The sequence below is a fragment of the Pseudomonas sp. St386 genome (assembly GCF_018325865.1).
Classification (GTDB): Bacteria; Pseudomonadota; Gammaproteobacteria; order Pseudomonadales; family Pseudomonadaceae; genus Aquipseudomonas; species Aquipseudomonas brassicacearum.
The window spans coordinates 6,061,557-6,075,645 of record NZ_AP021900.1 but is presented as its reverse complement, the minus strand read 5'-3'; the positions used below and the strand labels follow the sequence as shown (position 1 = coordinate 6,075,645).

The 14,089-nt window shown below is 63.9% G+C and carries 9 protein-coding genes; 5 read left to right on the top strand and 4 right to left on the bottom strand.

The genetic code is table 11. The features are described from left to right. Nucleotides 1-31: 31 nt before the first annotated feature. The 4 genes from dxs to KI235_RS26885 form a co-directional block, all read right to left on the bottom strand. Nucleotides 32-1,930 carry a 1-deoxy-D-xylulose-5-phosphate synthase gene (gene dxs, locus KI235_RS26900; RefSeq protein WP_013694310.1) on the bottom strand — a complete coding sequence of 633 codons (1,899 nt, stop codon included), beginning with the start codon at nucleotides 1,928-1,930 and terminating at the stop codon, nucleotides 32-34. 115 nt (nucleotides 1,931-2,045) lie between these two features. Further along, a complete protein-coding gene (ispA, locus tag KI235_RS26895; RefSeq protein WP_003206005.1) occupies nucleotides 2,046-2,933 on the bottom strand; it encodes a (2E,6E)-farnesyl diphosphate synthase in 888 nt (295 codons plus the stop codon). After that, nucleotides 2,930-3,172: an exodeoxyribonuclease VII small subunit gene (locus KI235_RS26890; protein ID WP_003185917.1), complete on the bottom strand. Its 243-nt coding sequence runs from the start codon at nucleotides 3,170-3,172 to the stop codon at nucleotides 2,930-2,932. Before KI235_RS26890 ends, ispA begins: the two co-directional genes overlap by 4 nt. Nucleotides 3,173-3,318: 146 nt before the next feature. After that, nucleotides 3,319-4,455, bottom strand: a complete 1,137-nt coding sequence (locus KI235_RS26885; RefSeq protein ID WP_003206003.1) for a Fic family protein — start codon at nucleotides 4,453-4,455, stop codon at nucleotides 3,319-3,321. A gap of 298 nt (nucleotides 4,456-4,753) precedes the next feature. Between KI235_RS26885 and KI235_RS26880 the strand changes: the two genes are divergently transcribed. Genes KI235_RS26880 through KI235_RS26860 form a run of 5 tightly spaced genes read left to right on the top strand, consistent with a single transcriptional unit; the run spans nucleotide 4,754 to nucleotide 14,087 of the window. Next, nucleotides 4,754-5,512, top strand: a complete 759-nt coding sequence (locus tag KI235_RS26880; RefSeq protein ID WP_049798063.1) for a DUF2135 domain-containing protein — start codon at nucleotides 4,754-4,756, stop codon at nucleotides 5,510-5,512. A 35-nt stretch (nucleotides 5,513-5,547) separates the two neighbouring features. Further along, nucleotides 5,548-7,257, top strand: a complete 1,710-nt coding sequence (locus KI235_RS26875; RefSeq protein WP_013694308.1) for a DUF2138 domain-containing protein — start codon at nucleotides 5,548-5,550, stop codon at nucleotides 7,255-7,257. Next, nucleotides 7,242-7,901: a DUF1175 family protein gene (locus tag KI235_RS26870; protein WP_003205996.1), complete on the top strand. Its 660-nt coding sequence runs from the start codon at nucleotides 7,242-7,244 to the stop codon at nucleotides 7,899-7,901. The genes KI235_RS26875 and KI235_RS26870 overlap by 16 nt, the downstream gene beginning before the upstream one ends. Beyond that, nucleotides 7,898-12,466 (top strand): alpha-2-macroglobulin, encoded by a 4,569-nt coding sequence (locus KI235_RS26865; protein WP_003205995.1) that lies wholly within the window; start codon nucleotides 7,898-7,900, stop codon nucleotides 12,464-12,466. The genes KI235_RS26870 and KI235_RS26865 overlap by 4 nt, the downstream gene beginning before the upstream one ends. Nucleotide 12,467: 1 nt before the next feature. Beyond that, entirely contained in the window at nucleotides 12,468-14,087 is a 1,620-nt protein-coding gene (locus KI235_RS26860; RefSeq protein ID WP_212795375.1) for a DUF2300 domain-containing protein, read from the top strand. The last annotated feature ends 2 nt before the right edge of the window (nucleotides 14,088-14,089 follow it).

Genomic DNA, 14,089 nt, shown 5'->3' with positions numbered 1-14,089 from the left:
TCGCTCCCACAGGGGCTTGTGTGGGCTGAACTTACAGGCCCAGCAACAGCAACCGCTGGCGCACCGCCGCTTCGATTCCCACCTCGTCCAACCCACATTCGGCGAGCATCTGCGCCGGCTTGGCGTGTTCGACATAGCTGTCCGGCAAGCCCAGGTGCAGCACCGACTTGAGGATGTTTTCCCGGGCCAGGAACTCGCTGACCGCCGCACCGGCGCCGCCCATGATGGCGTTTTCCTCGACCGTTACCAGCAGGTCGTGGCTGCCGGCCATCTCGCGCACCAGGGCTTCGTCGAGGGGTTTGACGAAGCGCATGTCCACCACGGTGGCGTCCAGGGTCTCGGCGACTTTCAGGGCTTCGGCCAGTTGCACGCCGAACACCAGCAGGGCGGTTTGCTTGCCCTGGCGGCGAATCACGCCCTTGCCGATCTCGATTGGCTCGAGGTCGGTCGAGATCGGCGCGTTCGGGCCGGTGCCGCGCGGGTAGCGTACTGCCGCCGGGCCATTGAACAGGTGGCCGGTGGTGAGCATCTTGCGCAGCTCGTTTTCGTCGCTCGGGGTCATCACCAGCATGCCGGGGATGCAGCGCAGGAACGACAGGTCGAAGCTGCCGGCGTGGGTCGGGCCGTCTTCGCCCACCAGGCCGGCGCGGTCGATGGCGAACAGCACGTCGAGGTTCTGTACCGCGACGTCATGAATCAGTTGGTCGTAGGCCCGTTGCAGGAACGTCGAATAGATCGCCACCACCGGCTTGGCACCTTCACAGGCCATGCCGGCGGCGAGGGTCACGGCGTGCTGCTCGGCAATTGCCACGTCGAAATAGCGTTGCGGGTAGCGTTCGCTGAAGGCCACCAGGTCCGAGCCTTCCTTCATCGCCGGGGTAATGCCCACCAGGCGCGGGTCGGCGGCGGCCATGTCGCACAGCCATTGGCCGAAGACGCCGGAGTATTTCGGTCCGCCGGCCTTTTTCGGCGCGGCCGCCGGAGCGTCCAGGGGTTCGAGCTTGGTGATGGCGTGGTAGCCGATCGGGTCGACTTCCGCCGGGGCGAAGCCTTTGCCTTTCTTGGTGACCACGTGCAGGAACTGCGGCCCCTTGAGGTCGCGCATGTTGCGCAGGGTGGCGATCAGCGTAGGCAGGTCATGGCCGTCGATGGGGCCGATGTAGTTCCAGCCCAGTTCTTCGAACAGCGTGCCGGGGACCAGCATGCCCTTGGCATATTCTTCGGTGCGGCGGGCGATTTCCCAGGCGCCGGGCAGGCGGGACAGCACTTTCTTGCTGCCTTCGCGCATGCTGGCGTAGGTGCGGCTGGAGAGGATCTTCGCCAGGTAGTTGGACAACCCGCCCACGTTGCGCGAGATCGACATGTCGTTGTCGTTGAGGATCACCAGCATGTTGGCGTCGACTTCCGGCGCGTGGTTCAGCGCCTCGAAGGCCATGCCCGCGGTCAGTGCGCCGTCGCCGATCACGGCAATGGCCTTGCGCTCGCTGTTTTGCAGGCGTGCGGCAATCGCCATGCCCAGGGCGGCGCTGATGGAGGTGCTGGAGTGGCCGACGCCAAAGGTGTCGTATTCGCTCTCGGAGCGGCGCGGGAAGGCGGCGATACCGTCCTTCTGGCGCAGCGTGCCCATACGCTCGCGACGACCGGTAAGGATCTTGTGCGGGTAGGCCTGGTGCCCAACGTCCCACACCAGCCGGTCGTCCGGGGTGTCGAACACGTAATGCAACGCGATCGTCAGCTCGATGACGCCCAGGCCCGCGCCGAAGTGCCCACCGGTCTGGCCGACCGTGTAGAGCAGCTCCAGGCGCAACTCATCGGCCAGGGTTTCCAGCTCGGCTTCACCCAGGCGACGCAGGCCGTCCGGCGTGTTGGCGCGGTCCAGCAGGGGCGTGGTCGGGCGCTTGCGGGGAATCTCTTGAAACGTCGTGGGCATCAGGCGAATCGTTATAGGTATAGAAAGAGGCGGCAGTTTACCTTATGCATCGCAAGCTGCCCACGCGTAGGCCGGAACTTGGCCGATACGCACTTATGAATGGGTTGACCCTGTATCAGCTGCGTCGTTCGACGATATAGCGCGCCAAGTCGCGCAACGGCTCGGCCGCCGCGTCAAAGGGTCGCAGCGCGGCCAGCGCCTGGTCGCGCAACTCCAGGGCGTAGGCCTTGGCGGCGTCGAGGCCGAGCAGGGCCGGATAGGTTGGCTTGTCGCGGGCGATGTCGGCGCCCTGGCGTTTGCCCAGGGTCTGGGTATCGCTTTCGACGTCGAGGATGTCGTCCTGCACCTGGAACGCCAGGCCGATGGCTCGGGCGTAGGTCTGCAAGGCTTGCAACTGGGCGGGCGTGGCCCGGCCGCTGGCCAGGGCACCGAGCCGGACGCTGGCCTCGATCAAGGCGCCGGTCTTGTGCCGGTGCATGTATTCCAGGGCGCTCTGGTCCAGCTTCAGGCCCACTGAGCCCAAATCGATGGCCTGGCCGCCGACCATTCCGGCAGGGCCTGCCGCCAGCGCCAGGGCGCTGACCATGTCCAGGCGAACCTGCGCAGGGCAATCGCTCAGGGCTGGATCCAACAGGGCGGTGAAGGCCAGGCTCTGCAAGCCGTCGCCGGCCAGGATCGCGCAGGCTTCGTCGAATTGCTTGTGAGTAGTGGGCTGGCCGCGCCGCAGGTCATCGTCGTCCATGGCCGGCAAATCGTCGTGCACCAGCGAGTACGCGTGGATCAACTCCACCGCACAGGCGGCGCCGTTGGCCTGCTCGGCCTGGCCGCCCAAGGCTTCGCACGCGGCGTAGGCCAACAGCGGCCGCACACGCTTGCCGCCGTTCATCACGCTGTAGCGCATGGCTTCGTACAGGCGCGCCAGCTCCGGGCTCGGGGCGCTGAACAACGTCTCCAGTGCAGCATTGACCCGGGCCTGGCTGCTGGCCTGATAGGCGCCGATCATTCAGGCTGTTCCGCGTCGAAAGGCTCTTCGGTCAGCTCACCGTCACGTTCGAGCAGCAATTGCACCTTCTGCTCGGCCTGGGCCAGCGCCGCCTGGCAGTCGCGAGTCAAGCCGATACCTTGCTCGAAGGCGGTCAGCGAGTCTTCCAGCGACAATTCGCCGTTCTCCAGGCGTTCGACCAGCGTTTGCAGGTCGGCCAGAGATTGTTCGAAATCCAGTGCAGCTTTTTTGCGGGCCATGGCGGCTATTCCGGTTGACTGTTAAACCGGCGCGACACTAGCAGACATGGGGTATTGGGGCAAATCAGGACCGCCGGGCGTCACCCCGATCAGCAAGGATGTCGGAACCTGTGGCGAGGGGATAAATCCCCTCGCCACAAATGATCTCAATCAGCGGGATAGTTTATTCGGTAACGGGTGCTGCGCCCGCCGCCGGGCATCCGCTCCAGGCAACCTTTCTCCAGCAGTTCCGCCAGGTGTCGCGTTGCTGTCGCCTTGGAGACCTTGGCCACGGCTTGATATTGAGTGGCGCTGATCCCCTGCCCGAAGCCTTTTTCGCCGCCATCGAGCAACCGGTTCAGCACTTTGGACTGTTCAGGCGTGAGTGCCGAAGCGCGATGGGCCTGCCAGAACCGGGTCTTGCCCAGCACGCTTTCGATCTGTGTCATCGCTTTATGCAGGCTGCGCAACAGTGTCTGCAGGAACCAAGTCAGCCAGCCGGTGATATCCAGCGTGGCTTTCTGGCTGTTTTCCAGGATTCGGTAATAACCGGCGCGGTCGTCCAGGATGCTCACGGACATGGCGTAGAAACGGATCGCCTGAGCCTCACCCTGGGCCAATGCCAAATCGGTCAGGGTGCGGGTCAGGCGACCATTGCCATCGTCGAATGGATGCAGAGTAACAAACCAGAAATGAGCAATGCCGGCACGCAGTAGCGGATCGAGGCTGACCTGATGGCGACTGGCTTCGAACCAGTCGACGAACGTTTGCAATTGCTGTTCAAGGCCCTGGCGAGGCGGCGCCTCGAAGTGAACGATAGGTCGGTCCAGCCTGCCCGAAACCACTTGCATCGGTTCGTCACCGCGCAGCGCGCCTACGCGGATCTGTCGATAGGCAAGGTCGCTTGTTTGATCAGGAAACAACCACTCGTGCCATTCCAGCAAGCGTTCGACCGTCAGGGGCTGGTTGAAGTGCCGGGTCGCGTCCAGCAACAGGTTCGCCAAGCCTTCGCTGCGTTGGTTGACCGGCGTGTCGTCGACGTGCTCGAGGCCCAGGCGGCGAGCGAGGGACGAGCGCACCGAGCCGACATTCAATTGTTCTCCTTCGATAGCCGAAGAGGTCACGATGTTTTGCAGCAAGGCATCCAGTTCGTTCTGGGCACTGAGCGAAGCCGTGACCGCGCCCGTCATTCCGAGCAATTGACCTTGTGTCTGCACGCATTCGCGTAGCAGGGGGGCCAATGCTTCAGCTTGCCAGCGGAAGTCGGGCCAGTCGGGCTGTTGCCAGATCCAATGGGGTGTCATGCGCCTGTCCAAAGATGAATGAGCCGAATAATAGCGCTATTCGGCTCATTTTGTGAGCCGAATAGGCCCTCTATTCGGCTCACGCCCCCCTCAGTACGTGATTTCCCACACAGAATCGTGCGTTCCCCGATTGTTAATAATCCGCCGAATCGCTAACCTTCGCGCCATCTACGGCCCCCTTGCGACGGGGCCTTCAGACGAAACCTGAATAATGACAAGCGCGCTGAGGATTGGCGCCGGGTTGCGTCGTGCATGGCAGGAGGCATACGTGCGTTTTCTTTCTTTATTGATCGTGCTGATGGGCGCGCCGCTGGCGTGGGCGCAGCCTTCTGCCGAGATGTCGGAGCCGGTGGGCGGTTGGCGCTACAGCGGCTTGCTTGATCGCACCGAAAACCCGCAAGTCGCCTATCCCACACCGCCCATCGACCGGGGCGTGCAGCGCAATCGCACAATGATCGAGGGCCGGCTCAAGGCCATGGGCACGGCTCGCCAGCCCCACAGCCTGGCGGTCAACGGCAATCCACTGAATCTCTATACCGACGACGACGGCCGTTTCGCCCGGCCGTATGCGTTCGGCGCCGGCTCCAACAGCGTCGAGGTGCGCAGCTCAGAAGGCCAGTCCCTCAAGCGCGTGCAATTCTATGAAGCCAACAACCTGCGCACCCCGGCGCAGATCCGCGTGGTGCTGGGCTGGGACGATCCGAAGGCCGAACTCGATCTGCATATCGTCACACCCGACGGCCAACATGCGTTCTTCGGCCAACCGGCGCTGAGCAACGGCGGTGGTCTCGACCCGGATGGCGTCGATGGCCCCGGCCCTGAAATGTTCACCATGACCGCGCCGATGCACGGCACCTACCTGGTCTACGTGAACTATTGGGGCAACTACGGCAGCGGTGGCTACAACTTCGATGAGACCAGTAACGAGAACGAGGTGATCACCTCGCAGATCAACCTGGTGCTCAACGAAAACACCGTCAATGAAAAACGCGAGACCTTTGTCGTGCCCCTGCGCGCCATTGGCGATCTGTTGCTGGTCAAGACTTTCAACTACTAAGTATCCGCTCCACGGATGAACAGGCCCTTGTGAATATGAGCGACAACACTGCTTCCCCGACCACGCCGACACCTGTCGCCAAACCTGTGCGCCGCTGGCCGGCGATACTGATCGGGCTGTGCCTGGTAGGCGGTGTGGCCGCCGGGCTGGGCTGGTTCATGAACAAGCCCAAGGCGCCGCCCATGGAGTTGGCGCTGGAGAAACTCGGCTTGAGCCGTCCCGACGGCTTGCTCGAGGCCCATTCCCTGAGCCAGTTGCCCAAGGACCTGTTGGCGGTGCCGTTCCTCAAGGCCACGCTCACCGAGGACTTCGTCTTCTATTACGAGGCCCATGCCGACCGTCTCGGGCTGATCGGCAGCCTGCGCCGGATCATCTACGAGCATGACCTCAAGCTGCAGGACAGCCTGATCGAAGAACTTTTCGACCAGCCGGCCGATGTCGCGCTGTGGCGCGGTGCGGACGGTCGCCTCAAGGATTTCCTGTTGGTGATGGATCGCGGTGGCCTGGCCAAGGTCCTGGAGCCGTTGGCGAAAGTCGCCCTGGACGACACTCAGTTGAGCAAGCTCAGCGACCTGAAGGTAGGCGGTGACGACGTCGCGCTCTACCAGCTCAGCTACAATGCCAGCAAATCCCTGGTCTTCGCCTCCCATGGCGACAAGCTGGTGGTGCTGTCCAACCCGACCAAGCTGTATGACCCAGCCAGCGGCTCCGCGGTTGAGCCGGGCAGCGTTTCGACGACCGCCCTGGCTGCCTTGCTCAATGGCGACAAACTGTTCCCCGAAGCCTTCGGCCTGCCGCCCAAGGCGCCGGAGGTCAAGCAACGCATCTCGGTCAACGCCAGCGTGCTCGCCATGGGCTACCAGCGGTTCATCCCGAACTTCGCCGGCTTGCGTTTCGACATGGACGACAAGGGTTGGCACAGCTTCCTGGCGATGGACGAGCTGGAAAACCAGCCGGACTTCGACTTCAAGCCGATCTGGCAAGCCATGCCCATGGGCGCCAGTGCCTGCGTGGCCTTGCCCCTGGCCGCCGAGCAACAGAAACCGTTGCTGGTAAAACTCGGTGCCGACGAAAAAGCCGCCCAGGCCATGGTCGACCATGTGGCCGGCGCAGCAGGCCTGTGCTGGTACGCCGATTCGCGCCTGTACACGCCGCTGCTGGTGGCGAGCCTGAATGAAGACGACGGCAAGCTCGACGCCGACCTGGGCAACCTGTTCGGTTCGATGGTCGGTGCCTATGAAAACAACGTTGCCGAGCATGCATTCCCGGTGGTCGAGAAGCAGCAAGGCCCGACGCACCAGTGGCTGCGTCAGGTCAGCTCCAATTTCGGTCCCTACCTGGCCAAGGAAGCGGAACAGCCTGACGCGATTACCGGCAAGGCCTTCCTGCGGGTCAGCCTGGCGCGCCACGGTTCGACCTTGCTGTTCTCCCTCGATGACAAACTGGTGGACAAGGCCCTCGGCACCCTCGACAAACGCTTCCCGCCCATGGCCGACGTGGTGCCCAAGGACCTGCTGATGCCGGTCTACTTCGGCCCGGACTCCATGGCGCAACTGATGCAGCGCGAAACCCTCGACAGCTTGCCCCAGGACATGGAGCCGGTGTTCTACAACGCCGCGCAAACCTACCTGATCCCGAAACTGCGCACCCTCGGCGGCTACGGCAAATACGCCCTGACGTTGCCTGAAGGCAGCGAGCCGGATGGCCACTGGCAGTGGCTGCCGCTGGAATGGAAAGCGCTGTGACAGCACTGATCCGCAACCCCGCGTTGACGCTGCTGCTGGCGTTGCTGCTCGGCGGGCCTGCGCTTGCCGTCGAGGCGCCGGCGTTGGACGTGCAGCAATCCCAGGTCTTTCGTGCCTGGTTCGTGCGCATCGCCCAGGAACAGTTGACCAAAGGCCCGAGCCCGCGCTGGTATCAGCAGGACTGCGCCGGGCTGGTGCGCTTTGCCGCCAACGAAGCGCTGAAGGTCCACGATGAAAAATGGCTGCGCAGCAATGGCCTGTCCAATCGCTACCTGCCGCCGGAACTGCCACTGAGCGATGCGCAACGGCGCCTCGCCCAGCAATGGCAGCAGGGCGGCGGCAAGGTCGGACCCTACGTCAACGCCATCAAGCTGATCCAGTTCAACAGTCACCTGGTGGGCCGCGATGTCGCCCAGGCCCGTCCCGGCGACCTGATGTTCTTCGATCAGGGCGACGACCAGCACCTGATGATCTGGATGGGCCGCTACATCGCCTATCACACCGGCACCACAACCCCTACCGACAACGGCATGCGCTCCGCAAGCCTGCAACAACTCATGAACTGGAAGGACACCCGATGGATACCCGACGCAGCCAACCCCAACTTCATCGGCGTCTATCGACTCAACTTTCTCTCCCAATGACCGGTGCCCGCATGCTGCGCTTGTGTTCAAAATTGCCCCTGCTGTTTGTCTTGTTGCTGGCACCTGTCGTGAACGCCGAAGATACGGTGGAGCCCAGCGGCTACACGCCGGTGTCCGGTGAAAGTTTCTTCCTGCTGGCCGACAGCAGCTTTGCCAGCGACGAGCAGGCCATGGTTCGCCTCGAAGCGCCGGGCCGCGACTACCGTCGATTCCGCATGGAGCCCTACGGCGGCGCCGATATCCGCGTCTATCGCATCGACAAGCCGCTGGATTTCCTCAAGCGCCAGAAGAACCTGCACCGCGTGGTCAGCGACGGCCAGTTCAAGGGCGAAGGCCTGTCGAACACCCTCGCGTACCTGTGGGACAACTGGTACCGCAAGTCTCGTCGGGTGATGCAACGGGCGTTTTCCTATGAGTCGCGCCTGCAAGTCATTGAAGAAGTGCCGGAACTGAGTGTCGGTGATGCCCTGGTCGCGCCGACCCCGTACGACGCACCGCCACAATTCGCCTTGATCCCGGGCTTGCCGGTGGTCAGCCAGTTCCGTTATCCGCTCTGGGAAGCCAAGCCGATCCAGCCGCCCGCGGGCGTCAACCTGGCCGGCTCGTCCAGTGACTTCGTCAGCGTCGCGCCGGGCAACGTCTATGTACCGCTGGGCCAGTTGAAGCCAGGCCTGTACCTGGTGGAAGCGCTGATCGGCAAATACCGCGCGACCACCATGGTCTTCGTCTCCAACACCGTGGCGGTAAGCAAGATTGCCGGTGATGAATTGCTGGTCTGGGCCGCACGCAAGCATGAAGGGCGTTCGGTGCCCAAGGTCAACGTGCTGTGGACCGACGGCCTGGGCGTGATGAGCAGCGGTGCCACCGATGAAGACGGCCTGCTGCGCCTCAAGCACGTCAGCCCGGAGCGTTCCTTCGTCATCGGTGAAGATGAGGAGGGCGGGGTATTCGTCTCGGAAAACTTCTACTACGACAGCGAAATCTACGACACCAAGCTCTATGCCTTCACCGACCGGCCGCTATACCGGCCAGGGGATTGGGTATCGCTGAAAATCGTCGGTCGTGAGTTCAAGAACGCCCGTGATTCGGTGCAACCGAGCGCCGCCGACGTCAATGTCAGCGTGCTGGACGCCACCGGTACCGAGCTGCAAACCCTGGCCCTGAAGCTCGACTCCAAGGCCGGCACCCAAGGCCGTTTCCAACTGCCGGAAAACGCCGTGGCCGGCGGTTATGAGCTGCGTTTCAGCTACAAGGACCAGCTCTACAGCAGCGCCTTTCGTGTCGCCGAATACATCAAGCCGCACTTCGAGATCGCCCTGAACCTGGCCAAGCAGGACTACCGCACCGGCGAGCCGGTCAAGGGCAACCTTGTGCTGCTGTACCCGGACGGCAAACCTGTGGTGAATGCCACGGTGAGCCTGAGCCTGCGCGCCCAGCAATTGTCGATGGTCGATAACGAGCTGCAATACCTGGGGCAATTCCCGGTCGAGCTGACCAGCAGCGAAGTGACCACCGATGCCAAGGGCAACGCGACCCTCGACTTGCCGGCCGCCGACAAGCCGAGCCGCTACACGCTCACCGTGTTTGCCAGCGATGGCGCGGCGTATCGGGTCAAGACCACCAAGGAAATCCTCATCGACCGTGGCGCGGCGAATTTCCGCCTGAGCGCTCCCCAGCGGTTCAGCGCCACCGGCCAGAAGGTGTCGTTCAGCTACGCCAACGAAGGCGGCAACGAACAAGCCAAAGCCGTGACGCCAGGCAGCTACGCCTGGGTGCGCCTGGAAGACCAGAGCACCGGCGAAGGCAAACTGGCGGCCAAGGACAAGGGCTTCAGCCTGACCTTCGATCGCCCTGGCACCTACAACCTGACGCTCAAGGACGACCACGGCCGGGTCATTGGCGCCGCCGCCCATGCAGTGACCGGTGAAGGCATCAAGGCCGTGCCGGGCACTGTCGAGATCGTCTTCGACAAGCCTGAATACAAGACCGGTGACGAAGCGCTGGCGCTGATCACCTTCCCGGAGCCGGTCAGCGACGCGCTGCTGTCGCTTGAGCGGGACAAGGTCGAGGCCACGGCGCTGCTGTCCAAGGGCGGCGACTGGCTGAAGATGGAAAAGCTCAGCGACACCCAATACCGCGCGCGCATTGCCGTGAAGGATAACTTCGCGCCGAACCTGACCTTCTCGGTGCTGTACACCAAAGGCGGTCAGTACAGCTTCCAGAACGCCGGTATCAAGGTGGTCACGCCGCAGATCGACGTTGCCGTCGTCACTGACAAAGCCACCTACCGCCCAGGCGACACGGTGACCGTGGACCTGAGTACCCAGTTCGCTGGCAAGGCGATCCCGGCGCACCTGACGGTCAGCGTGGTGGACGAAATGGTCTACGCCCTGCAACCGGAAGTGGCCCCGACCATCGATCAGTTCTTCTATCACCCGCGTCGCAACAACGTGCGCACCAGTGCCAGCCTGTCGTTCATCAGCTACGACGTGGCACTGCCAGGCAGCCCTGGCGCGCCGGGCAAGGCCAACCGCAGCGAACGCGGGGTCAAGGTACTGGAGCGGCCACGTCGTGAAGACGTCGACACCGCTGCATGGCAGCCGGAGCTGGTCACTGACGCCAACGGCAAGGCCCGTTTCACCTTCAAGATGCCGGACTCGCTGACTCGCTGGCGCATCACGGCCAAGGCCATTGCCGACGACGGCCAAGTGGGCCAGAAGAAGCAGTTCATCGCCTCGGAAAAACCGCTGTACCTGAAATGGAGCGGCCCGACCCGTTTCCGCACGGGCGACAAGCCGCAACTGGGCCTGTTCGCGTTCAGCCAGTCTGAAAAACCACTGAAGGCCGAGCTGCTGATCCGCTACGCCGGCACTGAACAGCGCATGGCGGTGGACCTGAAAAACGGCATCAACTATGTGGCGCTGCCGGCCCTGGAACTGAGCAGTGGCGACTTGAGCGTGCAGTTGCAATTGAACGGCGAAACCCAGGACGCCCTGGCCATGCGCTTGAACGCCAGCGGCAATGGCTGGCAAGTCACCCAGAACCAGCGCCTTGATGTGGCGAGCGGTGACACCCCGTTGACCCTGCCGGCCGACGCCAGCGATATTCGCCTGCGCCTGGATGACAGCCCGCAAGCGTTGTTCCGTTCGGCCCTGGATGACCTGCTGAGCTATCCGTACGGTGGCGTCGAGCAGACCGCCAGCCGTCTGTTGCCATTGAGCATCGCCTATCCGACCCTGGCGTCGAACCCGCAGATCCGCGACCGCTTGCGGTTGATCATGCAGAACAGCCGCTTGCGCCTGGTGCAGATGGCCGGCCCCTCGGCGAGCTTTACCTGGTGGGGCCAGGACGGTGAGCCGGATGCATTCCTCACCGCCTATGCCTATTACGCCGACTGGCACGCCAGCAAGGCCCTGGACCTGAGCCTGCCGCCGGAACACTGGCAACGGGTGCTGGAGGTCTACGCCAAGCAGGCCGGCGATACGCCGCTGCTGCAGCGTGCGCTGATCCTGTCGTTCGCCAAGCAGATGCAACTGCCGGTGAACACCCTGCTCAGCGGCTTGATGGACGACCTGGCCAAGGCCAGTGAAGACAGTACCGAGAGCGTGCTGGACAGCGGCGAAGACAGCCTGGTCATGAACGCCCCGGATTCGGCCCTTGGCTTGGCCAGTGCCCGTGTCCTGACCGCGTCCCTGGCGAAACAAGCCAAGGTGCCGTTGCCGGCGGCCTTCAGTCGTCAAGCCGATGCCGCGCAACAGCAACTGGAGCTCAGCTCGCAGCCGTTCGTCGAGGCCCTGGTGCTGTCGTTGCAGAGCTTCGATCAGGCCCGCGCCACGGCATTGCTGGAGCGTGTGTTGCCGCAGCAGTCCACCCTGGAACGGGCCCTGGCCCTGACCTGGTTGCAGCGCAGCATCGAACAGGCAGCACCGGCCGTGGCCCTGGCACCGGGCGAAGGCTGGGTAGCCAAGCAGGGCGCGACCGGTGAAACCTACTGGCAGTGGCAGGGCGCGCAGCTTCCAACGATGCTGACCCTGACCGGCGCCCAGGAGCGTCCATTGCAAGCGGCACTGAGCTTCCAGAGCCAGCAACCGCCGGTAGCACCGATGGCCGTGTCCATCACCCGTCGCCTGTCGCGTCTGGTGCCGGGCGACGAGGCCTTCACCTTCAAGCTTGAAGCCGTGGGCAACAAACCGTTGTCCAGCGACAGCCTCTACCTGGATGAAGTGATCATCAACAGCAAGGCGCCGACGCCTCTGCGCTACGGCATGCTCGAAGTGCCGCTGCCGCCGGGCGCCGATGTGGAGCGCACTACCTGGGGCATCCAGTTGATGGGCAAGGCCGACAGCGAGCCGACGTCCCTGGAAAAAGCCCGCTTCGAGCCCGGCCAGATGGCGTATGCGGTGCCGGTGGATGCCCTCAGTGGCGAGCTGCGCCTGCGGCACTTGGTGCGCTTCTCCCAGAAAGGCCAGTTCACCTTGCCACCGGTGCGCTTCACCCAGGTCTACGCGCCGCAACATCAGGCGCGGGAACAGAAACCGGCGCTCGGTCAGATCACGGTCAACTGACATGCGCAGGCTGTGGGTTGGGTGGTTGTTGTGCTTGATCCCTGCGCTGGCAACAGCGCAGGACGAGCCGTTGCGCCTGGCCTTCGACGGTCAATTGCTGCGCGTGAGCCAGACCCAGGTGCTGGATCGCCAACCATTGCCCGACACTTTGCAGGCGCCACTGGGCAGCCTGTGGAAGCTGTTTGTCTACGCCTGGCTGGTGGACACCGACGCTCGCGAACCGGTCTATGAGTGCCGCGGCGAGTCGAAGGAAGAAGTCTATTGCTGCAACGCCGGGCAGAGCATCGGTCGTGACCAGGCCCTGGTGAAATCCTGTGGCTTGTATTTCGAGCCACAGCGGCTCGGGCTGTCGGCCTCGAACTGGCGCGATTACTGGCAGGCCCGTCAGGCGCCGGCATGGTTGTTGGATCTGCCGACCTTGCAACCCCAGACGCAAGTGCCCGTCGTGCAGTTACTCAAGGCCCTGGCTACGCTGCCGGCCCAGGAGCAGGCGCGACGGGTGCTGCTGGATGTGGCGCTCAGCGCGGCCGACGGGCGGCTGGTCGGCGAATTGGGCAGTCGCCTGCGGGTCAAGACCTGGAGCTGGCTGGGTGACCAGGGGCCTTCATCGCGACAGGGCGGTTTCGCCGGTTGGCTGGCCGATGGCACCCCGGTGTGGGCCGGTGGCCGCGGCACCAGCCAGCAGGTCCTGAAGGTCTACGGTGAAGGTCTGGCGGCGGCATTGCCAGCGCGCTGGCCGGCGGAAACCGGACGTTGCGTGGAAGTCGGCCTGTTTGCCCGCTATCCGTTGCAGCGGGTGATGTCCGGTGACCGTCCGGCCTCGCCGGGTCAACTGCGCGGCGACTACCGCGTCGAATTTACCAATGGCAATCAATTGGACATCCACAGCGATGGCGAGCTGTTCCTGATGCCCGGCAAGCTGGTGGCGCGTCTGGACCGGGAGGAATACGTCGCCCGGGTCTTGCAGCGCGAAGCCAAGGCCGAGCCTGCCGAGGCGGCCAAGGCCCTGGCCGTGGCGATCCGCACCTACCTGCTGCAGAACGCCCAGCGTAACGGCGATTGCCTGAGCATCGACGACAGCAGCCATCGCCAGCGCGTCGCGCCACGCCCGGCGGCGCCCGAAACCCGCGCCATTGCCGCCTGGACCAGCGACCTGGTCCTGGCCGGCACCGATGTTACCTACCACTCCGACCAGCCTGGGCCGGACAAACTGTCCTGGGCACAAGCGGTGGAACAAGCCAACGCCGGCCAGCGCTACGACGCCATCCTGCTGCACGCCTACCCGCGCGCCAGCCTCAGCCGCTGGGACAACCCGGTGGCATCCTGCGAGGCGCTGCCCGCCGCGCAGGACTGGTTGCTGAAACAGCGTCGGGGCTGGCGCGAGCGGCTGGAAAGTGAAATGGGCTACAACGAAATCAGCGCTTTCGCCGTCTGCCGCGTCGCCTTTGGCCGGCCTTATGTCGACCGCGAGCGCCAGCGCATCTACGTGCGCGGCGTGCTGTCGCTGCAGGATCGTCTCGACCTGACGCATGAATATCTGCACCTGGCCTTCGAAGCTCATCCCAACGGCCAGGACGAAACCTATATCGAAGGGCTTGCCCGTCACCTCTTGCTGGAATAGAC

Coding starts and splice junctions, on each gene's coding strand:
- dxs (WP_013694310.1), bottom strand. CDS start 1,930: ATGCCCACGACGTTTCAAGAGATTCCCCGCAAGCGCCCGACCACGCCC.
- ispA (WP_003206005.1), bottom strand. CDS start 2,933: ATGATCGGCGCCTATCAGGCCAGCAGCCAGGCCCGGGTCAATGCTGCA.
- KI235_RS26890 (WP_003185917.1), bottom strand. CDS start 3,172: ATGGCCCGCAAAAAAGCTGCACTGGATTTCGAACAATCTCTGGCCGAC.
- KI235_RS26885 (WP_003206003.1), bottom strand. CDS start 4,455: ATGACACCCCATTGGATCTGGCAACAGCCCGACTGGCCCGACTTCCGC.
- KI235_RS26880 (WP_049798063.1), top strand. CDS start 4,754: ATGGGCGCGCCGCTGGCGTGGGCGCAGCCTTCTGCCGAGATGTCGGAG.
- KI235_RS26875 (WP_013694308.1), top strand. CDS start 5,548: ATGAGCGACAACACTGCTTCCCCGACCACGCCGACACCTGTCGCCAAA.
- KI235_RS26870 (WP_003205996.1), top strand. CDS start 7,242: ATGGAAAGCGCTGTGACAGCACTGATCCGCAACCCCGCGTTGACGCTG.
- KI235_RS26865 (WP_003205995.1), top strand. CDS start 7,898: ATGACCGGTGCCCGCATGCTGCGCTTGTGTTCAAAATTGCCCCTGCTG.
- KI235_RS26860 (WP_212795375.1), top strand. CDS start 12,468: ATGCGCAGGCTGTGGGTTGGGTGGTTGTTGTGCTTGATCCCTGCGCTG.